General features: G+C 67.9%; 18 protein-coding genes and 2 pseudogenes. 10 read left to right on the top strand and 10 right to left on the bottom strand.

Translation table 11 applies throughout. The features are described 5' to 3' along the window. On the top strand, positions 1-74 hold a 74-nt coding region (locus tag A5688_RS28260; RefSeq protein ID WP_242660170.1), incomplete at its 5' end, for a hypothetical protein. Between the two features lie 173 nt (positions 75-247). Here A5688_RS28260 and A5688_RS24490 read toward each other — a convergent pair. Next, entirely contained in the window at positions 248-1195 is a 948-nt protein-coding gene (locus A5688_RS24490; RefSeq protein ID WP_067907469.1) for a class I SAM-dependent methyltransferase, read from the bottom strand. Positions 1196-1197: 2 nt separating this feature from the next. Further along, complete coding sequence (locus A5688_RS24495; protein WP_067837286.1) at positions 1198-2160, bottom strand: class I SAM-dependent methyltransferase; 963 nt, start codon at positions 2158-2160, stop codon at positions 1198-1200. Between the two features lie 158 nt (positions 2161-2318). On the opposite strand from A5688_RS24495, the gene A5688_RS24500 reads away from it, so the two are divergent. Continuing rightward, the gene (locus A5688_RS24500) at positions 2319-4694 is read left to right on the top strand and encodes a lysylphosphatidylglycerol synthase transmembrane domain-containing protein (RefSeq protein WP_067907472.1); all 2376 of its coding nucleotides are present in this window, start codon (positions 2319-2321) and stop codon (positions 4692-4694) included. A gap of 4 nt (positions 4695-4698) precedes the next feature. Here A5688_RS24500 and A5688_RS24505 read toward each other — a convergent pair whose 3' ends face one another. Further along, positions 4699-7344: a GH92 family glycosyl hydrolase gene (locus A5688_RS24505; RefSeq protein ID WP_067907475.1), complete on the bottom strand. Its 2646-nt coding sequence runs from the start codon at positions 7342-7344 to the stop codon at positions 4699-4701. A 203-nt stretch (positions 7345-7547) separates the two neighbouring features. Between A5688_RS24505 and A5688_RS24510 the strand changes: the two genes are divergently transcribed. Beyond that, positions 7548-8225 carry an LpqN/LpqT family lipoprotein gene (locus A5688_RS24510; protein WP_067907478.1) on the top strand — a complete coding sequence of 226 codons (678 nt, stop codon included), beginning with the start codon at positions 7548-7550 and terminating at the stop codon, positions 8223-8225. An 82-nt stretch (positions 8226-8307) separates the two neighbouring features. Further along, positions 8308-8793, top strand: coding sequence for a hypothetical protein (locus tag A5688_RS24515; RefSeq protein WP_067907481.1), 486 nt, complete (start codon positions 8308-8310; stop codon positions 8791-8793). A gap of 3 nt (positions 8794-8796) precedes the next feature. Here the strand turns inward: A5688_RS24515 and A5688_RS24520 are convergent, their stop codons facing one another. The 4 genes from A5688_RS24520 to galT form a co-directional block, all read right to left on the bottom strand. Further along, positions 8797-9483, bottom strand: a complete 687-nt coding sequence (locus A5688_RS24520) for a PAS and ANTAR domain-containing protein (protein ID WP_067837273.1) — start codon at positions 9481-9483, stop codon at positions 8797-8799. A 196-nt stretch (positions 9484-9679) separates the two neighbouring features. Next, positions 9680-10435: a Mut7-C RNAse domain-containing protein gene (locus tag A5688_RS24525; RefSeq protein ID WP_067907484.1), complete on the bottom strand. Its 756-nt coding sequence runs from the start codon at positions 10433-10435 to the stop codon at positions 9680-9682. Then, the gene (locus tag A5688_RS24530; RefSeq protein WP_067907486.1) at positions 10436-11536 is read right to left on the bottom strand and encodes a galactokinase; all 1101 of its coding nucleotides are present in this window, start codon (positions 11534-11536) and stop codon (positions 10436-10438) included. Beyond that, positions 11533-12720 carry a galactose-1-phosphate uridylyltransferase gene (gene galT, locus A5688_RS24535; protein ID WP_067837265.1) on the bottom strand — a complete coding sequence of 396 codons (1188 nt, stop codon included), beginning with the start codon at positions 12718-12720 and terminating at the stop codon, positions 11533-11535. Before galT ends, A5688_RS24530 begins: the two co-directional genes overlap by 4 nt. A gap of 37 nt (positions 12721-12757) precedes the next feature. Between galT and A5688_RS24540 the strand changes: the two genes are divergently transcribed. Together A5688_RS24540 and A5688_RS24545 are read left to right on the top strand one after the other, a co-directional pair. Continuing rightward, positions 12758-14935 (top strand): FUSC family protein, encoded by a 2178-nt coding sequence (locus tag A5688_RS24540; protein ID WP_067907488.1) that lies wholly within the window; start codon positions 12758-12760, stop codon positions 14933-14935. Positions 14936-15021: 86 nt separating this feature from the next. Then, positions 15022-16272: pseudogene (locus tag A5688_RS24545) on the top strand (cytochrome P450); the annotation flags it as partial. A gap of 5 nt (positions 16273-16277) precedes the next feature. On the opposite strand, the gene A5688_RS24550 reads toward A5688_RS24545, so the two are convergent. Next, entirely contained in the window at positions 16278-17672 is a 1395-nt protein-coding gene (locus A5688_RS24550) for an HNH endonuclease signature motif containing protein (RefSeq protein WP_068268296.1), read from the bottom strand. A gap of 160 nt (positions 17673-17832) precedes the next feature. Here A5688_RS24550 and A5688_RS24555 point away from each other — a divergent pair. Further along, a pseudogene (locus A5688_RS24555) lies at positions 17833-18063 on the top strand (IS630 family transposase); the annotation flags it as partial. On the opposite strand, the gene A5688_RS24560 reads toward A5688_RS24555, so the two are convergent. Together A5688_RS24560 and A5688_RS24565 are read right to left on the bottom strand one after the other, a co-directional pair. Further along, on the bottom strand, positions 18060-19430 hold the full coding sequence (locus A5688_RS24560) for a cytochrome P450 (RefSeq protein ID WP_067837258.1): 1371 nt from the start codon (positions 19428-19430) through the stop codon (positions 18060-18062). The pseudogene A5688_RS24555 and the gene A5688_RS24560 overlap by 4 nt on opposite strands. A gap of 61 nt (positions 19431-19491) precedes the next feature. After that, positions 19492-20364: an alpha/beta fold hydrolase gene (locus tag A5688_RS24565; protein WP_067837255.1), complete on the bottom strand. Its 873-nt coding sequence runs from the start codon at positions 20362-20364 to the stop codon at positions 19492-19494. Between the two features lie 46 nt (positions 20365-20410). Between A5688_RS24565 and A5688_RS24570 the strand changes: the two genes are divergently transcribed. The 3 genes from A5688_RS24570 to A5688_RS24580 all read left to right on the top strand — a co-directional run bounded on the left by A5688_RS24570 (position 20411) and on the right by A5688_RS24580 (position 24156). Beyond that, a complete protein-coding gene (locus A5688_RS24570) occupies positions 20411-21301 on the top strand; it encodes an NYN domain-containing protein (RefSeq protein WP_067909286.1) in 891 nt (296 codons plus the stop codon). Positions 21302-21452: 151 nt separating this feature from the next. After that, entirely contained in the window at positions 21453-22682 is a 1230-nt protein-coding gene (locus A5688_RS24575) for a cytochrome P450 (protein WP_067837250.1), read from the top strand. Positions 22683-22812: 130 nt separating this feature from the next. Further along, the gene (locus tag A5688_RS24580) at positions 22813-24156 is read left to right on the top strand and encodes a hypothetical protein (protein WP_067837248.1); all 1344 of its coding nucleotides are present in this window, start codon (positions 22813-22815) and stop codon (positions 24154-24156) included. The last annotated feature ends 132 nt before the right edge of the window (positions 24157-24288 follow it).

Below are 24288 nucleotides of genomic sequence, written 5' to 3' on the forward strand. Positions count from 1 at the left end.
GACCGACCGGCGAACGCGCCGACTGGTGGTGGTACACACCCTTCCAACCCCAACCACCACCAACCAACAACTAACCCCGATTACTGGGGCCGGCCACCGCCGGCAATGCATCCAAGCTCAAACACGTTGGAGCATCGAGGAATTCGATCACACTAACGGTTACCTACCGGGTCATAGGCACCTGGGTCGACAACCAGACCCGCACCGTCGACGACCTGAAATGAAGTAGCACAAGGGATTAACGGCGTTAGCCCCCGGCCCGTTGCGCGGCCACGAACAGGTTCCCGGGCACGTAGTCCCGGACCTCCTCGGGCGCCGCGCGCCCGTAGCCGGCCATCAACTCGTCGGCCGGCGTCACCGTCACGTCCCAGCCGTGGCGGCCGAACCACTGGCCGACGTCCTCGCGTTCCTCGAAATACCAGAGCTCGTCGGTCCGGGGCAGCTCGCGGTCCGGATCCACTCCGGTCATCAGCGCGCGGATCCGGTCCATCCGCTCACGGCGCTTGGCGCGGGCCTGCGGATCGAGGAACTTCGGGCCCAGCGCCTCGACGGCGACCCGGCTGCCCGGAACGGTCAGCCCCTGGATGCGGTCGAACAGTAACTCCTGGGCGGTCGCGGGCAGATACGGCATCAATCCCTCGGCCGACCAAACGCTGGGCGCCGACGGGTCAAAACCCGCCTGCCGCAACGCGGTCGGCCAATCCTGGCGCAGGTCCACCGGAACCGGGACGCGGTTGCAGGCGGGTTGTGCCCCATGGTCGGCCAGGGTGGACGCCTTGAAGTCCAGGACGCGGGTCTGGTCGAGCTCGTAGACCGTGGTGCCCGCCGGCCAGGGCAACCGCCAGGACCGCGCGTCCAGGCCGGCCGCCAGGATCACCGCCTGGCGGATGCCCGCACCGGTGGCGTCGAGGAAGAACTTGTCGAAAAACGCCGTGCGCGAGGCCATGTAACCGACCATCGACTGCATCTGCAGCGGCAACGTCGGCTCGGCTTCGACGATCTCGGGCGGCAACTGCGCCCCGGAGTGCCAATTCCACACGCCGTCGCCGGCGGCATCGAGGAACACCTGGGCGAATGGATCTGTGATCAAAGGGTTTTCGTTGCGGGTCTCCGCGGCGCGGGCCGAGGCCACCCCGAGCGCGGTCGCGCCCACGCTTTCGGTGATCTCCCAGCTGTCGTTGTCGGTTCTCGCCACGGTCAGTTCCCTCCCGTCCGTTGCGCCGCCACGAACAGCGTCTGCGGCGTGGCGTCGTCGATGCCCTGTGGTGGCCTGCGGCCGTAGCCGGCCATCAGCTCCGGCGCCGGGGTGACCGTCACCTCCCAGCCGTGCCGGCCCAGCCAGTCACCCACGTCTTCGCGTTCCTCGAAGTACCACAGGTCTTGCACGTCGGGAATGTCGCGCTCGGGGTCCAGTTCGGCCATCAGGTCGCGCACCCGCTGCATGGTCTGACGTTGCCGGTTCCGGGCCTCCTCGTCGAGGAAGTCGGGGCCGGGCGCCTCCACGGCGATCCGGCTGCCTGGCGCGCTGAGCGCCTGTACCCGGTCGAACAGCAGCTCCTGCGCGGCCGCCGGCAGAAACGGCAACAGCCCCTCCGCCGACCACACGCTGGGCGCAGAGGCGTCAAATCCGGCCTGCTGCAAGGCGGACGGCCAGTCGTGGCGCAGGTCGACGGGAACGTTGACGAGCTTGCAGGTTGGCTGGGCGCCCTTGTCGCGTAGCGTCGCCGCCTTGAAGTCCAGGACCCGCGGCTGGTCCAACTCGTACACGGTGGTGGCATCCGGCCCGTCTTCGCGGAACGGCAGCCGCCAGGCGCGGGAGTCCAGCCCCGCCGCCAGAATCACCACCTGCCGCACGCCCGCGCCGACCGCGTCGAGGAAGAACTTGTCGAAGAACGCCGTCCGCGCGGCCATGTAGTCGACCATCCCCTGCATCCGCGGCTTCAGGTCCGGTTCGAGCTCGGCGATCTGGGCGGGCAGATTGGGAGCCGCGAACCAGTCCCACATGCCTTCCCCGGCCGCCTGCAGGAACACCCGCGCGAACGGGTCGCTGATCAGCGGATTCTCACTCTCGGTCTCGGCGGCCCGGGCCGCCGCCACGCCGAGAGCCGTCGCCCCCACGCTCTCGGTGATCTCCCAGCTGTCGTCGTCCGTCCTGGCCACGCCGGTGCCCTCCCCAATTCGCTAGCACGCCTACCTAACCGACCCTACGCGCGCCGGATGACTGGGAGCTGTCAACGGACCGGGTATTTAAGTTAACTTGTCCGCGGGCCAGCAGGCCGGAAGCAGCGTGCAGCGCGAACTCAAAGGATCGTTGATACATGCGAGTTGACGGGCGCGAGATCATCGTTTCCGGCAGCTTGCTGCAGCCACTGACCCGACGGACCAACGACATCCTGCGGCTGATACTGGCAGTGCTCTTTCTGGCACTGGTGATCACGGGTTCGGTAATCACCCGTCCGCAATGGATCGCGCTGGAGAAATCCGTCTCGCAGATCGTCGGTGTTTTATCGCCGACGCAATCCGATGCGGTGTACCTGATCTACGGATTGGCGATCGTGGCATTGCCATTCGTGATCCTGATCGGCCTGATCGTCGCCGGGCAGTGGAAGCTGCTGGGCGCGTATGCCGCCGCGGGGTTGAGCGCCATCCTGTTGTTGTCGATCAGCGGTACCGGCCTGTCCGCGCCGCGGTGGCACTTCGACGCCCTCGACCGGCTGACCACGCTGCCGGCGCAGTTGCTCGACGACCCGCGGTGGATCGGGATGCTGGCGGCCGTGCTCACGGTTTCGGGCCCCTGGCTGCCGGCGCGGTGGCGGCGCTGGTGGTGGGCGCTGTTACTGGCCTTCGTGCCCATCCACCTGGTGGTCAGTGCCATCGTCCCGGCGCGCTCGCTGGTGGGCCTGGCGGTCGGGTGGGTGGTCGGCGCGCTGGTGGTGCTCATCGTCGGCACTCCCGCGCTCGAGGTGCCGCTGGAAGCCGCGGTCCGTGCCCTGGCCAAGGGCGGCTTCGCCGTTTCGCGGCTCACGGTGGTGCGGCCGGCCGGGCGCGGCCCGCTGATTCTTTCGGCTGACGGCGAACATCTCGGCGAGACAGCGCTGATCGAGTTGTACGGCCCGCATCAACGCAGCGGCGGGGCGTTGCGTCAGTTGTGGGGGAAGCTGAAGCTGCGCGACGCCGAGACCGCACCCCTGGTGACCTCCATGCGCCGGGCCGTGGAGCATCGGGCGCTGATGGCGATCGCCATCGGCGAGGCGGGTCTGGCCAACACGGCGACGGTCGCCGTCGCGCCGCTGGACCGCGGGTGGATGCTGTATTCGCACCGGCCCCCGCGCGGAACACCCATCGACGAATGCGCCAAGACGACTCCCGTTGCCCGGCCGTGGGAATCGCTGCGCGTCCTCAACGACCGCCAGATCGCCCACGGGGACCTGCGCAGCCACCACATCACGGTGGAGGACGACACCGTGATGTTCGGCGGCTTCGGCAGCGCCGAGTACGGAGCGACCGATGCCCAACTGCAGTCCGACATCGCACAGCTGCTGGTGACCACCTCCGCCCTGTACGAGCCGAAGTCCGCGGTGCGCGCGGCGATCGAGGCGTTCGGCAAGGACACAATCCTGAGCGCGTCCCGCCGGCTCACGAAAGTCGCTGTGCCGCGGTCTATTCGAAAGTCTGTGCCGAACTCCGGTGCCCTCATCTCCGCCACCCGGGCCGAGGTCAAGCGCCAAACCGGTGCCGACCAGATCAAGCCCCAGACCATCACCAGGTTCACCCGCAGCCAGATCGTCCAGCTGGTGCTCTTCGGCGCGCTGGTCTACGTCGCGTATCCGTTCATCAGCACGGCGCCGACGTTCTTCTCCCAGCTGAGGCATGCGAACTGGTCGTGGTCCCTGCTGGGCCTGTTGGTGTCGGCGCTGACCTACGTCGGTGCGGCCGCCGCGTTGTGGGCCTGCGCCGACGGCATGGTGAACTTCTGGACGCTGTCAATCGCCCAGGTGGCCAACACTTTTGCCGCGACTACCACCCCGGCCGGCGTCGGCGGGCTGGCGCTGAGCACGCGATTTTTGCAGAAGAGCGGGTTGTCGGCGATGCGAGCGACCGCGGCGGTGGCGCTGCAGCAGTCGGTACAGGTGATCGCCCACCTTGCGCTGCTGGTGGTGTTCAGCGCCGCCGCCGGAGCCTCGATGAACCTGCGCCATTTCGTCCCGAGCGCGACATTGCTGTACCTGATCGCGGGGGTCGCGCTGGGCATCGTCGGCACGTTCCTGTTCGTGCCCACCCTGCGCAAGTGGCTGGCGACCGAGGTGCGCCCCAAGCTGAACGAGGTCGTGACCGATCTAATCAAGCTCGCCCGCGAACCGCGGCGGCTGGCCCTGATCCTGCTGGGTTGCGCGGGAACGACGCTCGGCGCCGCGCTGGCGCTGTGGGCCAGCATCGAAGCCTTCGGCGGCGGAACGACTTTCGTCGCCGTCACCGTGGTCACCATGGTCGGCGGGACCCTGGCCTCGGCCGCCCCCACGCCCGGCGGTGTCGGGGCCGTCGAGGCGGCGCTGATCGGCGGACTGGCCGCGTTCGGCGTGCCGGCGGCCGTCGGAGTGCCGTCCGTCCTGCTGTATCGGGTGCTGACCTGTTGGCTCCCGGTCTTCGTCGGCTGGCCGGTGATGCGGTGGCTGACCAAAAACGAGATGGTCTGAGGGCCTAGCTCTCGGATTCGGACTGCGCGACCACGAGAACGGTTGAGGTGCGCACGCTTTGGCCGACGGTGGTGGTCAAATACACCAGGTAGTAATCCTCGGGCACCGACTGTGCCACGGTGATCGGGACGGTGACGCCGGCCGATCCGTCGGCGGCGAATCGGCCAGAGGTTGGCGTGACGCCGATCCCGGCATCCGATGACGTGCCCGCAACGGCGTAGCCGTCAGCGCCGGTGGTCATGCGTTGCGCGTCGAGGGTCACGCTGCCGGTGTGCCCGGGTGCGATCGTGACGACGGGCGTAGACAGGTTGACGGCCACCGCCGAACTACCCGCCCCGAACGACGGTGGCGCATCGTCTTCGGCTGTGCCCCAACGCTTGTCGGGGTAGGCGGCAAGCGAGAACGCCAGCGTGCCGCCGGTGCGGATGATCGACTCGGGCAGCCACGTGTGGCCGGTGGCCTGGCCGTCGACCTTCAGGCCGCTGACGTATTTGAGGTGGCGCGGACCCGACGCGCCCGGGGCCGAGATCCGGATGGATTTGTTTGCCGGAAGCGCGATTTCGGCGCTGTCGAAAAGGGGTGCGCCGACGGTGAGGATCGGCGTTCCCGGGGTGGCCGGGTACAGGCCCAGCGCCGCCCACACGTACCAGCTGGCCAGCGCGCCCAGGTCGTCGTTGCCCGGCTCACCGTCGGCGGTCGGACCGAAGAGCCCCCGGACCCGGTCGACGGTGTGCTGCGTTTTCCACGGTTCGCCGATGTAGTTGTACAGCCACGGCACACCGAAACTCGGCTCGTTGCCCGCCCACAGATACGGCCGGTTGGGGCCGACATTGAGCCGCTCGGTGAAACGGTCCAGCCGGTTGGCCACGGCCCCGCGGCCGCCGAGCGCGGTCACCAGGCCCGCGACGTTGTGCGGCACCGACCAGACGTATTGTTCGGCGTTGCCCTCGTCGTAGCCGACCTGCCCGAAGTTTTCCGGGGCCACCACGACTGCCGGGCCGCGCCGGAACAGGCCGGTCCAGCTGCGCGGCACGACGGACCGGGTGGTCGGGTTGAACAGATTCTGCCAATACTGCGACCGGTCCTGGAATTCCGCGGCGGTCGCGGCATCGCCCAGCGAGTCGGCGAATCGGGAAATGGCGAAGTCGTCGATCGACCACTCCAGGGTGATCGACGCGTCGGCGATCCACCCGTTGCGGGCGAACTCCAGCGTGTACGGCGCGTAGCCGAACCGCAGGTAGGTGGCGATGCCGCGGCGCTCCACATAACCGTCCAGGCCGACACCACCTTTGGTGGCCCCATCCACCATGTAGCGCAACGCCGTTTTGACGTCGAAGTCGTTGGCTCCGAACGTGTTCAGGTTCGCGATGAGCGGCACCACGCTGTCCCCGGTCATCTCGCCCGTCGCGGCATTGGCGAACGCCCAGCGCGGCAGCGCGCCGCTCTGCTCGGCGTCGTTCACCAGCGACTGGGCCATGTCGCTGGCCCGCTCGGGGAACAGCAGCGCCTGCAACGCCGCCAGGCATCGGTAGGTGTCCCAGTCGGAGAAGTTGGCGTACTGCGTGTGGCCGGCGGCCACCGTGTGGATGGAGCCGTCGAACCCGACGTAGCTGCCGTCGGCATCGTTGAACATGTTGGGGTGCAACATCGTTCGATACAGTGAGGTGTAGAACGTCGTCAGATCATCGACATTTCGGCCGGCGACCGTCACCCGGGACAACGCGGCGTTCCATTCCCTGGAGGCCGCGGCGCGAACCTCGTCGAAGCCCGCCGCGCCCTCGGCCGCGAGGTTCGCCCGCGCGCCCTCGATTCCGACGTAGGAGATCGCGGTGCGCACCTCGATCGTCGAGCCGGCCGGGAACTCGACGTAACCGCCGCTGTACGGTGCGTTCGCGCTGCGGGCGCCGGCATACACCGCACTGCCATCCCAGGATCCGTACGACGTGAAGGGCTGACTGAACTTCATCGCGAAATACACCGTGTAGGCGTTCGGCTTGTCGCAGAATCCCCCGCTGGTGGCCCACCCGCTGATCGTGGTGTTGTCCTCCCCGATCTGGATGGTCGCACGGGAATTGCCGGCCAGCGACGAACCGGAACGCACCTGGAGCAGGGCGGGGCGGCCGTTGTGCGGATAGCTGAATCGGCCGACCCCCGTGTGCGCGGTGGCGGTGAGTTCCGCTTTCACCCCGGTGCCGGGGAAGCGCACCGCGTAGTAGCCGGGCACGCCCTGTTCGGTGTCGTCGTGGGCGATTTCCTCGGCGGCCGACCAGGGCTGCGGCGCGATTTTTCCGGTGACTGGCAGCATCGAGACGTCGCCGAACGCCGCGCATCCCACCGAGGCGTGGGTCATGCTGAACCCGGTGGCGCGCGGGTTGTCGTAGTTGTAGCCCGCGTAGTTGCCTGCGGTGTCCGGCGAGTACTGCACCATCCCGAACGGGACCGTGGCACCCGGGAAGTTGTTGATCTCCCCGACCGTCTCGCCGCCCGTCCCGGTGCCGATCAGCGTCGCGACGTGGTCGACCGGATTCGCCACGAACAGGGGCGGACCGTCGTATCCCTTCGGCGGGGCCGGCGCGACGGCGACCATGACGAAAACCATGAAGACAGCCGACGCCGCGATGACCGCAATGAGGGCCCGCCGCGACCGCATACCTGTCTAATACTCGATAACGGCTGGATGGGGGCGCATTCCGGCAGGTGTTTTCGCCGACGAACTGGATAACGATTGGCGGACGGCGGCGTCGTCGAGACAAACTCCGAAAGATTCTGGCAAACCCGCAGCTTATTTCGGTTACTGTCATGCCCACCATGGCTGGCGCTGGTACCAGCCCCAATTTTCGGGAGATTGGATTAATGAAACATTTGACTCTAGCAACCATTTCTGTGGCGCTGAGTTTGGCGCTCGTGGGTTGCGGGCACGACCACAAATCCGGTGATAAGACGTCGACGTCAACATCGACGACCACCTCGTCGGTGTCATCGACGTCGTCGCAAAGCAGCACGGCACCCGCGGCGAAAGCCAAGTACACGATCGCCGACTACGTCAAGGACAACAACATCTCCGAGACGCCCGTGCACCACGGCGACCCCGGCCCGAACGTCGACCTGCCGGTGCCCGCGGGGTGGCAGCTCAACCAGAACTCCGGCACCTCCTATGGCGGCATCGTGCAGAGTCAGCCGGCCAACCCCTCCGATCCGCCCACCGTCTCGGCGTTGTTCTCCAGACTGACCGGAAATGTCGACCCGGCCAAGCTCATCCAGTACGCCCCCGGCGAGGTGCAGAATCTGCCCGGATACCAGGGCGGCGGCGACGGCTCCGCGTCCACGCTCGGCGGTTTCCAGGCCTGGCAGGTGGGCGGCACGTACCAGCGGGGCGGCAAAACCCGCGTGATCGCGCAGAAGACGGTGGTGATCCCGAGCCAAGGCGCGGTCTATGTGCTTCAACTCAACGCCGACGGCCTGGAGAGCGATCAAGGCCCGTTGATGGACGCCACCAACATCATCGACGACCAAACCACCATCACCGGCTGACCCCCGAGGCGAGCCGCGGAGACCGACAAGCTCCGCGGCTCGCATCGCTGGCTGCAAAGCCGGGTTGACATAGGAGAAACGCATGACAGAGCAGTCATATGCGGTCGAAGCCGGGCACCCGCCGTCGGCACTGATGCGTCTGGTCAATCCGATGATGGCATTCTTGCTGCGCAGTCCGCTGGCCGGCCTCGCGCGCAACCAGTTCATGGTGTTGAGTTTCACCGGGCGCAAGACGGGACGCCCGTATTCAATCCCGTTGAGCGCTCACACGATTGACGGCCAGCTGTACGCGCTGACCGGCAATCCTTGGAAGCAGAACTTCCGCGACGGCGGCCCCGTCCAGGTTGTCTACGACGCCAAGACGACGGCGATGCGCGGTGAGCTCATCCGCGACCGGGCCGCCGTCGCCGATCTGTTGTTGCGCTGCGCCGAGTCCTACGGAGTCCAGCGCGCACAACGCATGATCGGACTGAAGTTTCGCGACCATCGCATACCGACCCGCGATGAGTTCGCCGAGGCCGTCGACCGGCTGCACCTAGGGGCGGTCCGGCTGAGTCCGGCCGAATAGCGCTCAGGCGCCCTCGGCCTCGTCGGGTCCGCGCGGTTGCACGCTACGCAGGCGCTGGTCGAAGCGCGACCGCGCGGTGATGACCTCTTTGCCCAGTGCCGCGAAGTCCTCGGCGATCCGTTGGGCGAGCAGTCCGAGCTTGATGTTTCGCGTCTGGGACACCGTTTTGAGCATGTTGAACGCGGCGTCCTCGTCGATGCCGTAGATGAGCATCAACATGCCTTTGGTGCGGTCGATCACGCCGCGCCGCCCGGCGATCTCGGCGACTTTCGCGCTGATGGAGTCCTCGCGGCTGCGGGTGGGTGCCGGCGTGACTTCGATGTAGAAGCCGTGGGTCCCGACGACTTTGCCGTCGTCATCGCAGAATTGGTCGCCCACCACGAGGACGTGGTGGATCATGCCGCCGGTGTCGACGATGCGATGCCGCGTGGAGAACGCCTGGCGGCGCTTGATCATGTCGTTGATGCCGTCGGTCACCTGGGGACGATCGGCCGGATGCTTGTGCGCGAGCACCAGCTCGGTGGTGGGTGTCACGGTGCCGGGCTGGTACCCGTGCATGCGTTGTACCTGGTCGGACCAGACCCAGCGGTGGCCCTCGAAGTAGAAGCGGAACCAGCCCGCGCATTGTGGCGTAGCGCCGGCCAGACCCCGCTCGATCGCCGCGGCTTGGCCGTCTAATTTCCAAGCCACAGCGAACGTTTCACGTCGTCGGCGAAGGAGCTGACGGCAGTAATCGGTAGCGACCGCACGTGGATCGCTACCGCCCGGGCGAGAAGACCGGGACTGCGCCTGCAGGAGTGGAATAACTCCATGGCGGTTACGCTACATTTCCTGACCACTGGTCATGCCCGGAACGACGAAATTGCCGGGCGAGTAACTTTTCCGGTCAGATCCGCCGCCGCAGTTCTTCGACGAGGGCGACCAACTTGGCGTGGTGCGACCCGGGCCAATAGATCCGGCCGCATTGCGTACACCGGCTGAAGTCGTCGTAGTGCTCGCGGGTCAGCGGCTCCAGCTGGTCGATCACCTCGTCCTTGGCGACCGCGGTCAAAGTTCCGTTGCAGCGCACGCACCGGGTCAGCGGTGCCAGTCGCTGCCGCAGGTCGAGCCGTCGGATGACGGCGAGTGCCTGCTCCTCGGGATCGTCGGGGCGCACGAACAGACCATGGGTGACGGCGCGGCGCTTCAACAGGCCGCGGTCGCGGGTCAGCAGAATTCGCCGCTGCTCGACGCTGATGTCGGCCAGGGTCTTGTCGTCGGCGTCGTGGGACCACCACACGTCGAATCCGAACAGCCGCAACAGCCACGCCAGCCGGCCGAGGTTCACGTCGACGACGAAACGCGGCTCGCGCAGCGGCACGGGCCGCAACCTCGCGGTCGGGCCGATGTCGAGCCCCTCGAACACCGGATAGGCGGCGATGCGGTCGCCGAAGCGCGGGCGGTGATCGAACCCCCGGGCGGCACCGTTCACCAGGATCAGGTCGACCTCGGTGTGCGGGATTCCCATCGCCTCCAACACGTCTTTGACGGTCTGGTGGGGCCGGAAGGGCCGGCGCACCGTGTGCCCGCGCAGCGGCGCGGCCACGAAGTCATTGAGTTCGGCGTATGCCCGAACTTCGACGTAGCCGGTCGGCTCGTTCACTCACGCGGGGCCCGCGCCGGCGGCCGCGCGGGTTCGGGTGACGGTGGGTTGCTCGAAGCCGGCGGCGGCCGCGGCCCGTTGCACCGCCTCGCCGACCGTGTCCACGCGGCCCAGCGGAACCAGGGCGATCACGCACCCGCCGAAGCCGCCGCCGGTCATCCGCGCGCCGAGCGCGCCGGCGCGCACCGCGGTGTCGGCGATCAGGTCGATGCGTTCGGTGGTGATGTCGAAATCGTCGCGCATGGAGGCGTGCGAGGCGGTGAAAATCCGCCCGGCTTCGCGGTAGTCCGAAGCCCGCAGCGCCGCAACGCAATCGATGACCCTCTGGTTTTCGGTCAGCACGTGGCGGGCGCGACGGGCGTCGGTGGGGTCCCGCACCGCGGACAGGACGTCGGGCCCGGCACGGCCCGCGGTGTCCTGCACCGCACGCAGCGACGTCGCCGACAGGTCGGCGGCGGCCCGCTCGCACGACGTGCGGCGCGCCGCGTAGTCGCCGCCGGCGTGCCGGTGGCGCTCCCGCGAGTCGATCAGCAACAGCGCGACACCCGCGGCGTCCGGGTCGAACACCACGGGTGTGACGGTGAGGTCGGAGAAGTCGATCAGCACCGCCGTCGCTTCGCGGCCGAAGAGGGAGGCGAGCTGGTCAAGCAAACCCGTTGGCGCTCCGACATACTCGTTTTCGGCGCGCTGAGCCAACCGGGCCTGGTCCTTGGCGTCGATGCGGACACCGATGGCCGACGTGATCGCGCCCAGCGCCGCGCATTCCAGCGCCGCCGAGGACGACAGCCCCGACCCCATTTCCACGTCGCTGGTGATCGACATCGTGCCGCCGGGCACCGGGTGGCCGCCTTGACGCAGCGCCCACATCACCCCCGCCACGTAGGCCGCCCAGCCGGCCACCTCACCGGGAACGGTGCCGATCCGAACGCGCACCGGGGCATCCGCGCGGTCGCTGACCACGGTGATCGCATCGTCGTCGGTGGGCGTGAAAGTGACCACGGTGCGCTGCGGTAGTGCGATCGGCAGCGCGAAACCCAGGTTGTAGTCGGTGTGTTCACCGATCAGATTGATCCGCCCCGGCGCGGCGTAGCGGATCGTCATCGCAGTTCCCGCAGCCGCTGGGCCACGCTTTCCGGCAGCACGTCACCGATGAATGCATCCATCGCCGACTCGGAGGCCGCCAGGTACTTGAGCTTGGTGGCGCTGCGCCGGATGGACATCAACTCGACGTGGAAGTAGCCCTCGGCCTGGGCGTCGGTGTCGGCGTATTGATGCAGCGCCGAAATGTAGGGCAGCGGTGCGGAATACATTCGGTCGAAGCGCCCGAGCACGTCGAGGTAGACGTGCACGAACGCGTCCAGTTCGTCCTCGCCCAGCTCGGTCAGGTTGCGCACGAACCGGTTCGGGTAGATGTGCACCTCCACCGGCCAGCGCGCCGCGAACGGCACGAAGGCGGTGAACAGCTCGTTGCGCGCGATGATGCGGTCGCCGTCGTCGATCTCGCGGGACAGCAGATCACCGAACAGGTTGCTGCCGTGCCGTTTTCGATGCTGACGCGCCTGCTCCAGCATGGTGGCGGTGCGCGGCGTCAGATAGGGATAGCCGTAGATCTGACCGTGCGGATGGGTCAACGTCACCCCGATTTCCTCGCCGCGGTTCTCGAAGCAGAACACCTGCTCGATGCCCGGCCTGGCCATCAGGTCGGCGGTGCGATGCCGCCACGCCTCGACGACCAGCCGCGCGTGCGCCGGCTTGAGCCCGGCGACGGACCCGGTGTGGTCGGCGGAGAAACAGATCACCTCGCAGCGGCCGAGCCCGGGCGCGGTCACGAAGCCTTCCCCGGCGGGCACGGGCGCCAAGGCGGGCATGGGCGCTGTGCCGGGCAGCGCGCCGGACAGGCTGGGGAATCGGTTCTCGAACACGACGACGTCGTAGTCGGGGGCGGGCACCTCGCTGGTCAGCCCGGTCGGGCCCGGGCAAAGCGGGCACGCCTCCGGCGGCGGCTTGTAGGTCCGGTCCTGGCGCAGCGCCGCGATGATCACCCACTGCCCGGTGGACCGGTCGAATCGCAACTGCGACTGCGCAGCGGGCTCCGTGGCACGCGCCGACAGCGGCCGGCGGTCTTCGACCGGCGCCGGGCGATGCCCCGGCAGCGCGAAGAACAGCAGCTCACGACCGTCAGCCAGGTTCGCCCGAGTCGGCCCCGTCACGATGTCGAAGACTAGCTTGGTCGCCGCGGCACGGTTCGGGTAACCATGTGGGGTAAGCGCAAGAGAGGCGGTCATCCGGATAACTGTTCTTTACGAACGCGCCCGCAACTGGCTGATCGGCTCCGATCCTGGCTTGCTTCGGCTGCGCATGGCGACTCGGACGACCGCCGCGCTCGGCCTTTCACTGCTGGTGCTGTACCTGCTGACCAGGGCGACGGGACAACCGCTGACCGTCGCCCTGCTGGGCGTCGTCATCACCATGGTCGCGTCACGCTCCGTCAACGAACCCGACCCGCGCCAGCAGCGGATCACCATGGCGCTGCTGCCCCTGCCCGCCGCGGCGTCGATCACCGCCGCCGCGGTGCTGGCGCCGCACACGGTTGCCAGCGACGTCGTCTTCGTCGGCGTCGTGTTCACCGCGGCATACATCCGGCGCTACGGGGCGCGGGGCAGGGCGCTGGGCATGGTCGCATTCATGTCCTACTTCTTCACGCTGTATCTGCGGGCCCGCCTCGCGGAGCTGCCCTGGATGATCGGGGCGGTCGCGGTGGGCACCGTGTGCACGTTCGTGATGAGCACCTACGTGCTGCCGGACCGGCCGGAGCGGGTGCTGCGCGCCACCATTCGGGCGTTGCGGGCGCGGATGGCCATCGTGGTCGACACCGCGGCCGAGGCCGTGCGGACCGGCCGCCTGGACGACAAGCGGCGTCGTCGCCTGGGCCGACGCACGAACCAACTCAACGAGACCGCGCTGATGGTACTGAGCCAGATCGAGGACAAGGCCGACCCGGGCGACCTGTGGCCCGGGGTGACCGCGGAACAGCTGACGCCCTGGCTGTTCGACGCCGAGCTTTCCATCGGCTGGGTCGCCACCTCCGCCCGGCAGGTCGCCGGCGTCGCCGACCGAATACCCGAATCGACCCGGGCCTCGCTGGTCGGCGCGCTGACCCAGCTGGCCCGTGCCATTCGCCAACCACAACCGCCCCGACTGCGCGAGGTCGCCGATCAGGCCCAGCGGATACTCGACCTGGCGCCCGGCGAGACCGACGACCGCGCCGCGACCGCGGTGCGCCGGCTCGCCCTCGGGATCATCAACGCGGCCAAGGCGACCGCCGACGTCCGGGCCATCGTCGAACGCGCCACCACCGGCGCGCTGCCCGCCCCCGCCGGCCCGGAAAGCCCCGACCCCGCAGCGCTGCCCAACCTCACCACCGAGCCGGCGGACGGGCAACGGGATGGCGGTCTGCTGCCCACCACCCGGCAGGCGATCCAGGTCTCCGTCGCGGCGGCGTTCGCGATCGTGGTCGGTGAGCTCGTGTCACCGGCCCGCTGGTACTGGGCCGTCATCGCGGCGTTCGTCATCTTCGCCGGGACCAACTCGTGGGGCGAAACCCTCACCAAAGGGTGGCAACGGCTGCTCGGCACCATACTCGGCGTGCCCTGCGGGATCTTCGTGGCGACGCTGTTCTCCGGCAACACCTTTGGCTCGCTCGCCATGATCTTCGTGTGCCTGTTCTGCGCCTTCTACTTCATGACGGTCACCTACAGCCTGATGACCTTCTGGATCACCGCGATGCTGGCGTTGCTGTACGGGCTGCTCGGGCAGTTCAGTTTCGGCGTGTTGCTGCTGCGAATCGAGGAGACCGCCCTGGGCGCCGTGATCGGGGTCGCCGCGGCCATCCTGGTGCTGCCGACGAACACCAGGACGGCCATCCGCCACGACACCCGGGACTTCTTGACGGCCCTGTCCACGCTGATCGAGATATCCACCGCGAGGATGTTCGACGACGGCGCCACCGCCAGCCCGACCGAACAAGCCCGCGAACTCGACCGCGCCCTGCAGCAATTCAGGATCACCGCCAAACCGCTGCTGGCCGGCGTCGCCGGGTTCGCCGGCCGGCGCAACATCCGGCGTGGCCTGCGCCTGTTCACCGCATGTGACCGGTACGGACGGACCCTGGCCCGAAGCAGCGAGCAACATTGCGACCCGTCCGGCGACACGGAGCTGGCCGCAGCCTTCACCGCGGCCGCGGCTCAGACTCGCCGCAACATCGACGTCCTGATCGCGGTGATCGACGGCACGCACGCGCACGCCATCGAATCCGCCACCGACGCGCTGGACGCCGCGGAAGCCGTTGCCCGGCAACGCGAGGCCGCACCGGACGACGCGCTCGACATCCGGCGGTTCCTCACCGCCGTGCACTCCCTTCGCCAGATCGAGCGGGCCGTCGCCACCGCGGCGGGCAATCTGGGTGGGCGCGAGAGCGTGCCGGCGGCCGTGTCGAGCTGACGGCGCATTGCTAGGCGATCCGAACGGGCGCGGCTACCATCTTGCTAACCGCCGCGGCCGGTCGGCGGGAGTCGAGGAGCAATCCCATGGCGACACCGAACCTTCCGCCGGGCTTCGATTTCACCGATCCCGACATCTACGCCGAACGGCTCCCGGTGCGGGAATTCGCCGAACTGCGCGCCACGGAACCCATCTGGTGGAACGACCAGCCCCTCGATCAGGGCGGCTTCGGCGACGGCGGTTTTTGGGTGGTGACCAAACACCGCGACATCCGCGATGTCTCGTTGCGCAGCGACGTCTTCTCGTCGGCGACCAAGTCGATTGTTCCGCGTTACCGGAATGACCTGGCCGACGGCCAGATTGAGGCCGGACGGGCGTCGATGATCATGATGGACGACCCCGAGCACAGCCGGCTGCGCAAGATCGTCTCGCGGGCGTTCACTCCGCGCGCGGTGGAGCGGCTGCGCGCCGAACTCGGCGAGCGGGCGCGGCGCATTGTGGCCGACGCCGCGGCGGCCGGTTCGGGCGACTTCGTGCGTCAGGTGGCCTGCGAGCTACCGCTGCAGGCGATCTGCGGTCTGCTCGGGGTTCCGCAGGAGGACTACGAGAAGCTGTTCGACTGGACGAACAACATGATCGGCAGCGACGACCCGGAGTTCGCCGGCAACGACGCGCTGACGTCGGCGGGTGAATTGATGTGGTACGCCATGCAATTGGCCGCACGCAAGCGTGAAGAGCCGGGGGACGACATCGTCACCACGCTGATCCGGGCCGACGCCGAAGGCCAGAGCCTGTCGGAGGCCGAGTTCGGCATGTTCGTGGTCACGCTCGCCGTCGCCGGAAACGAGACGACCCGCAACTCCATCACGCAGGGCATGATGGCGTTCACCGACCACCCGGCGCAGTGGGAATTGTTCAGGGCGCAGCGGCCCAAGACCACGGCCGACGAGATAATCCGTTGGGCGACACCGATCACGGCGTTTCAGCGCACCGCGCTGGTGGACACCGAGCTTGGCGGGGTCCGGATCGCCAGGGGCCAGCGTGTGGTGCTGTTCTACCGCTCGGCCAACTTCGACGAAGAGGTCTTCGACGACCCGTACGCGTTCGACATATTGCGCAGCCCCAACCCGCATCTGGGTTTCGGCGGCACCGGGGCGCATTACTGCATCGGTGCGAACCTGGCGCGCATGACGATCGACCTGATGTTCAACGCGCTCGCCGATCATGCGCCCGACCTGACTCCGCTGGCCGATCCCGAGCGGCTGCGGTCGTCGTTCATCAACGGCATCAAGCACTGGCACGTCGATTACCGGGCGTCGCAAGCGCCGGTCCCCCACACGTGTCATGCCGCCCCCGGACTGTGGTCTTCGCCCTCGTTGTCTCCCTCCTCGTCTTCGTCGCAAAGCAGCTTCTCGGGGTGATGGAAGGTGTTGATTCGCGGTTGGCCTCGGTCCAGGTGCGGGGGCGGGATCCATTCGGTGTCGCCCCTGGCGTTCTTGCGGGTGCTCCAGCCGCCCGGTTGCAGGAGGCGGTGTTGCGGTCCGCAGGCGAAGGTCAGGTCATCCACGTCGGTGGTGCGACACTTGGCGTAATCGGTGACGTGGTGGACCTCGCAGTAGTAGCCGGGCACGGTGCAGCCCGGAGCCGAACAGCCGCGATCCTTGGCGTACAACACAATTCGCTGCCCGGGTGAGGCGAGCCGCTTGGTGTGATACAGCGCCAGCGCCTTGCCCTTTTCGAAGATCGCCAGGTAGTGACGGGCGTGGCGGGCCAGGCGGATCACGTCGCTCATCGGCAGTATCGTGCCGCCGCCGGTCAGCCCCCGACCGGCCGCGGCCTCCAACTCCTGCAGCGTGGTGGTGACGACGATGGAGGCCGGCAGCCCGTTGTGCTGCCCCAACTTTCCAGAGGCCAGCACCGCGCGTAGCGCGGCCAGCAGTCCGTCGTGGTTGCGTTGGGCCGCGGATCGCGGATCGTGTTCGATCGCCTCTTGGCTGGGAGCCCCATCCACACATGGGGTGTCGTCCAGGGGATTGCACATGCCCGGTGCCGCGAGTTTGGCCAGCACGGCTTCGAACGTGGCGCGTGCTTCGGGCGTGAGCCAGCCACGCAACGCCGACATGCCGTCGGGCTGCTGGTTGCCCAGCGTCAGGCCGCGTTGCCGAGCCCGGTCCTCGTCGGTGAAGGCGCCGTCGGGGTTCAGGCAATCGGCCAGGACGTCGGCCAGCTTGCCCAGTTGCTCGGGCCGATACCGGGTTCCTTCCGTGGCGAGTTTGGCCTCGGCCTGCTCGCGGGTGGGCGCGTCGATCCAGCCGGGCAGCTGGTGATAGAACTTGCGGATCACCGCCACCTGACCAGAGCCGAGCTCTCCCGCGCGCTGTCTGGCCGCGGTGGCGGCGAGTGCGGGCGCGATGGGCTCGCCGGTCAGGCCGTGGCGTGGGCCTAGATCGCGCGCCTCTTTGATGCGCCGGGAGGCTTCGGGGCGGCTGATCAAAGTGGCTTCGGCGATGGCATGGACCACTGAGCCGCCGAGTTCCTCGGACGGGGCCTGGCGGGCAAGGGAATTGATCAGCGGGTGTTCGATGGCCGGCAACCGGCGACGCACCTTCTCGCAGCGCTCCAGCATCGCCAACTGCTCGCGGGTGGCCAACGCATCGCAGTCATACCCGACCAGGTCGTCGAGGGCAGCATCGATCGCGTCGAACGCCGCCGACAGGGCCTCCCGATCTACACTCACACCCCGAAACTATCGAAGCCCACCGACAGAAATCCCCGCATTGTGGCCGTTGAAACCACAGTGGCACAAGTGATTTCGCTATGCGTTTTCGATATCCATAATCGCGACTGGGTCCCAAACCGCTGGCACGCGAAACCCGTCACCGCCGTCAGAACTAGTGCATGTCACCCCGACCTCAGGATCCTGGATCAACCTGGTCGAGGTGTTCTTCTCGATCATCACCCGCCAAGCCATCCGCCGAGGTTCATTCGACAGCGTCAACGTACTCATGGCGGCCATCGGCGCATTCATCGACGGCTGGAACCAACGCTGCCACCCATTCACATGGACCAAGACCGCCGACGAAACCTCACCCCACACCCGTAAACATATTTCAGACGCGCGACACTAGCGGGCCGGCGCCTGCGTGTCCGTGGCCGCTGGTGCGGGGACATCCCTGATCGCCCTCAGTCGAATGCGTGCGCCGCGATGCGGCACCAGCACAACGAACTTCAGCTTCTGTCGTTCGCCGGCCGCGGCGGTGGTGTCTAACTCCGCGCGGCGCAGGATCTCGCGCAACACCACGCGCATCTCGACCATGGCGAAGCCGGCGCCCAGACAGCGCCGGTTGCCGCCACCGAACGGGAACCAGGTGGTCGGGCTCAGGGTGGCGCCCAGCATCCGGTCCGGGTCGAATCGGTCCGGATCCGGGTACACAGCGGCGCTGGTGTGCACCAAGCCGATTCCGGGCGCCACCATGACCCCGGCCGGCAGCCGGTAGCCGGCCACGTCGGCCGGTTCGGTGAGCACCCGTCCGACGTCGAACACCACCGGACGGATTCGCAACGTCTCCTTCACCAACGCATCGAGATACGCGTCGCCCGCGGGATCGCCCGCCGCGCTGGCCTCCGCGGCGGCTACGGCCTTGGCGAGCACGGCCGGGTGACGGGTCAACCGTTCCAGCGCCCAGGACAACCCGTTCGCTGTCGTGTCGTGCCCGGCCACCAGTAACGTCATCAGCTGGTCCCGCAGCTCCCGATCGGACATCTTGCGCCCGCCGTCGTCGGCGCGGACCAACATGGCCAGCACGTCGGTTCGTTCGGCCAGGTCCGGGTCCGCGCGGCGCTCGGCGATCTCGGCGGAGAGCAGGCGGTCGGCTTCGGCCATCCGCCGTTGCAGCCCCCGCCACGGAAAGAGGCGCTGCAGGTCCGGCTTCGCCAACGCCAGGGTCGCCCACGGGCCCACGGTGAGCAGCCGCGGCATGATCGAACGCAGCGCAGCAAGCCGGGCAGGGTCGGTGGTGCCGATGACAGTCCGCAAAATCACCTCCAGGGTGATCTCCGACATCTTGGGCGCAGCCGCGAAGCTCTTGCCCACCGGCCACCCCGCGATCTTCGCCGCGGCGATCTCGGCCATCAGCCCGGCCTGGCGCGCGACGGCGTCGCGATGAAATGGCGGCAGCATCAGCCGTCGCCGATCGCGATGGACATCTTCGTCGATCACCAGAAGAGAGGTGTCGCCGAGCAGCCCGCCCAAAATCGCATTGGCCTCGCCGGCGTGGAAGGTTCGCGGGTCGCCTGCGAATACGGTCTTGATGTCGGCCGGATCGGCCAGATACACCAGCGTGCCCATCCCAGCGACGCGCAGCGTGAACACGTTCCCGTAACGACGCCGGCAGGCGGCGACGAAGTGCGACCCGCGCTGCAACATGAATGCGGCCTGGACTGCCCGGGGCAGGCGGGGCCCCGGCGGAAGCGCTGCACCCGCAGTTTTGGGCATTGCCGTTATTTTACGACCGGCCTGCCCGATGCAGCGGAAATCGATTGGCGGTGCCTTCAGATCAGTCGTGCAGCTGGGTGATCGCCGTGTCGCGGCGCTCGCCCGTGGCGATGAAGTCCTCGATCAACTCCACCACCTGGCTGGGGGCCTCCACCTGCGCGAAGTGACCGACGTCGGGCAGCACCTCAAGCCTCGCGTCCGTGCGTGCCTCGTGCGCGGCGTAGGCGTGATCGACGGGAATGATGCCGTCGCGCTCGCCCCAGATCGCCATGACGGGTAGATCCTCACGCAGCCGCAGCCTGTTCAGCGCGCTGACCGCCTGCCCGCGGTAATCGACAACCGATCGCAGCGTCCGCAGGAACGACTGCCGTGTCTCGCCGTCCGACAACGACGAGTAGGCGCTCCACAGCTCGGCCCCGCGCGGCGATTGAATGCCGGCGCCCCTCAACCAGGACCGCAGCTTGTTGCCGACGGACAGCACGGGCGGCGGCGCGACGATCGGCAACACCAGCTCCGCCCCGGGGGCCGAGAGCAGCCGCAGCACCCAGCCGACGTCGGGACCCAGGCCGCCGCTGCTGATCAGGATCAACCGTTGGGCGTAGTCGGGGTGCTGGTAGACGAACTGCATCGCGACCCCGCCACCGAGCGAGTGACCGACGATGGTGGCCTGGCTGACGCCGAGCTCGTCGAGGAAATCGCGAAGCCACACCGCGAACGCGCCCAGCGAGTAATCCGTGCGGGGCTTCGCCGAGTCGCCATGGCCGAGCAGGTCGGGGGCGATGACCCGAAACTTCTTCGACAGCGGCGGTATCACCGACCGCCAGGTCTCCGAACTGCCCGCCATGCCGTGGATGAGCAGCAGCACCTCGCCCTCACCCTTGTCGCGGTAGGCGATGCGATCGCCGTGCAGTTCGAGAACTTTCACCTCATTCATGTGGGCGGGGTACCCGCTTTGGTCCTGCTCAGCAATGATCTAGGGCATGACCGAACCGGTTGCCAGCCGCGTGGCCGTCTACCTCGACTTCGACAACATCGTGATCTCCCGGTACGACCAGATTCACGGCCGCAATTCGTTTCAGCGGGACAAGGCCAAGGGGCTTGAGCAGCACTCCGAACGGCTGGGGCAGGCGACGGTCGACGTCGGCGCGATCCTCGACTTCGCGTCGTCGTTCGGGACCCTGGTGCTCACCCGCGCCTATGCGGACTGGTCGGCGGAGATCAACGCCGGGTATCGCGGACAGTTGGTGGGCCGCGCGGTCGATCTGGTGCAGTTGTTCCCGGCGGCGGCCTACGGCAAAAATGGTGCCGACATCCGGCTGGCGGTCGACACGGTAGAGGACATGTTCCGGCTGCCCGACCTGACCCACGTCGTGATCGTGGCGGGTGACTCCGACTACATCCCGTTGGCCCAGCGCTGCAAGAGGCTCGGCCGCTACGTGGTGGGCATCGGGGTGGCCGGCGCGTCGAGCCGCGCGCTCGCGGCGGCCTGCGACGAGTTCGTCATCTACGACGCGCTGCCGGGGGTCCCGGTTCCCGAACCGGCGCCGTCGGACGCGGGGGCGGCCGAGCCGAAGAAAAAGGCGGGCCGCAGCAAGCAGGCCAAGCGGGACGAACCCGACGAGCAGGCCGACCCGCAGGCCGCCGCCACCGCGCTGCTGACGCGTGCCCTGCGGATCGGCCTGGAGAAAGACGACGTCGACTGGCTGCACAACTCGGCCGTGAAGGCACAAATGAAGCGGATGGACCCGTCGTTCAGCGAAAGATCCTTGGGATTCCGGTCATTCAGCGATTTCCTGCGTTCGCGCGCCGATGCCGTCGAGCTGGACGAGACGTCGACGACGCGGATGGTGCGGCTGCGCGCGCCGGACTGAGCATCGCGGTGCGCCCGTCGCGGCAATGCATTTTTCGATCCGGTGTATGGCGATTGGGATCAACGGGGCCCATATCGTTGACACTCTTACGCGCTGGCCATACATTGACTCAAAGTCGTCCGCAGCCGTCTGCGGAACCAAGGAGACCGTCATGACCGTCGGTGCCGCTCCCCCAAGTCTTTTCGACGCCGAACTGCCGGTGCTCACCTACGACCCCGAAGAGACGCCCGCGCAGGTCTACCCGCGGCTGCGGGAGGCGCAGCGCCAGGCACCGGTCGCGCTGGGACCGCATGGCCCCGAGGTGCTGTCCTACCACTTGGTCCGTTCTGTGCTCCGCGATCCCCGATTCCAGATCCCACCCGGCATCAACCTGCTGGCCCAGGGCATCGAATCCGGCCCGCTGTGGGACAAAGTGGCCAACAGCCTGCTGTGCCTGGAGGGCGACGCGCACCACCGGCTGCGCAGCCTGTGCTCCAGGGCGTTCACCCCCCGAACGGTCGCGCGCCTGCACGACACCATGGTCGGCGTGCTGAACGAACTGGTCGATCGGGTGGCGGACGCGGGCCGCTGTGACGTCGTCACCGATATCGCGCGTCCCTACCCGGTGCCGATCATCTGTGCGCTGCTCGGCGCGCCCCGTGAGGACTGGCAACAGTTTTCGCTGTGGGCCGACGACGTGTTCAAGGCCTTCAGCTTCACCGTCGATCTGCGCGAAGTCGAGCCGGTGGTGATGCGCGCGTGGGGCGAGCTCGACGGCTACGTCGACGAGATGGTCGCGCGCCGGCGGCAGAGTTTGACCGATGACCTGCTGTCCGACCTGATTCGCGCCGAGGACGAGGACGACCGCCTCGACGCCGCCGAGCTGCGCATGCTGGCGGGCGGCCTGCTGCTGGCGGGAACTGACACCACCCGTAACCAGGTGGCCGCCTCGGTGCACGTGCTCTGCGATCACCCCGAACAGTGGGAGCTGCTGCGGCAGCGGCCCGAGCTGGCGATGCGGGCCGTCGAGGAGACCATGCGTCACTCACCGATCGCCTGCGGAACCCTGCGCCTGGTGGCCGAGGACGCCGAGCTGGACGGCTACTTATTCCCCGCCGGCACCGCAGTGCTGGTGAATACCTTTGCGGCCAACCGTGATCCGGTGGTTTACGACGACCCCGACCGCGTCGACATCACCCGCGAGGCTGCGCCGCCCATCCTGACCTTCGGCGGCGGCGTGCACTACTGCCTGGGCGCCAACCTGGCCAGGCGTGAGATCGCCGAAGCGCTCAACGTCCTCGCGCACCGGCTGCGCAACCCGCGAACGGCCGGGCCGGCGCCGTGGAAGCCGATGGTGAGCCTGAGCGGGCCGAAAAGCCTGCCCATCGAGTTCGACCGATAGTCGCGCCGGGCCGGCGATGTCGGCCCATGTGACTAAGCCCGCTATGCGCCCAAGTCGCGGTCGCACCGGGGCGGCTTTACGCTGCTTGGTTACACGAACTTAACGGGGGTTTTCGATGCCTGCAGCCTGGATGCATCCGGCGCGGCACAGCCTGTTCACCCACTGGCGTGCCGTGGTTGCGTCGGCTGCCTGCCTGGCCATGGCGTCCTGTTCGGAAACCGCGGCGCCGCCCGCGCTCACCCCGACCACCTCGACGGCCGCCTCGAAGACCAGCACCCGCGCGGTCGCCCCGCCCGCTCCGATCACCGGTCCGCTGGAGAAGGACTGGAAAAGTTACGGCGGCACGGCCTATTTCGGCTGTCCGGAGAAGTTTTCCACCAGCAAATCGGCGCTCGAGGACATCCGGCCGAAGATCTTCGATCCGAAAACCGGACGGTACGTCGCCCCCGCCGTCCCGGCGATTCCGGCCGGGCAGAACCTCACCGGCGGCATCTGCGCGCTGACCGGCACGGCCGACGACATGAAGGTCGTGTACCTCGTCACGACCGTCAAGCCGGCGCAGGGCCCCGCACCGGAAGTCACCACGACTACCGGCTACGTTTACGACTCCAAGTCGGGCCAGCAGGTGGCCACCAAGGAGCTGCAGCCGCCGGCCCCCGACCTGAAGCTGTCCGCGCCCAAGGATTGGGGACTGTCCTCGACCGCCTCGGGTGTGGCGTGGCTGAACGCCTTCACCGACGGCCACGGTGCCGCGGCGCCCCGGACCGTCGTCCTGTCCGGCGGCGACCTGTCGATGATGTGGAACGATCCGCAACCCGGCCGGGTCTGGCAGGACGTGCTCGCATTCCAGCGCAACACCGAGCCCGGCAAGACGTCTGGGGCAGAGCTGCGCCTGCCGGGCGGGGAAGCGATCTACCAGGACAACGACGTGCAATCCGTCGACGCCGAATTGACCGACGGCCCAACCAAATTGGTGAAGATCACGCACTGGGATTCGTACAACCCGCCGGTGCTGTCGACGATGTTCTACGACCTCAACGCCAAATCCATCATCAAAGTCGGCGATTCCGACCGGATCTCCGGGGGCGGGCTGACCGCGGCGCTGTCCGACGGCAAGCTGTTCGTCGACGGCCACGGCTCGGACACCTCCCAGTTCGGCTTCGGCGTGTGGAACCTGCGCAGCCAACAGTGGGACTTCCAGAAGAACCGGGACGACGCCAAGAAGCTGTCGATTTCCAAGCTGGCGTTTTTCGAAGACCACCTCTACATCACCGGCACCGGCGGGACGTTCTCCGTGATCAGCTTGCCGGCAACCGATCCCGTCCCGACGACCTGGGCGCTGCGGCCTTTCGAGCGGATCTCCGGATGGACGCTGGTCTGCCGCGGTGAGACCGCGCCGGGCGCCAACGGCGAGTGCAAGGAAATCGTCATGGTGCAAGACCAGGACGGCCGCTATCCCGGGCCCTGGTCCTGAACCGCGCCATCCATTCATCGAGGAATCCCCAGCAAACGACGGCGCGGGAATCCCTTCGCCACCGAGCTGTTCGGCCTCCGGTGACCTTGGCCCCTACTGAACGGCCGCGCGGTTGTCGATGCTCTCGGTATG

Origin of the sequence: Mycobacterium mantenii (genome assembly GCF_001667865.1) — a bacterium.
Classification (GTDB): Bacteria; Actinomycetota; Actinomycetes; order Mycobacteriales; family Mycobacteriaceae; genus Mycobacterium; species Mycobacterium mantenii_A.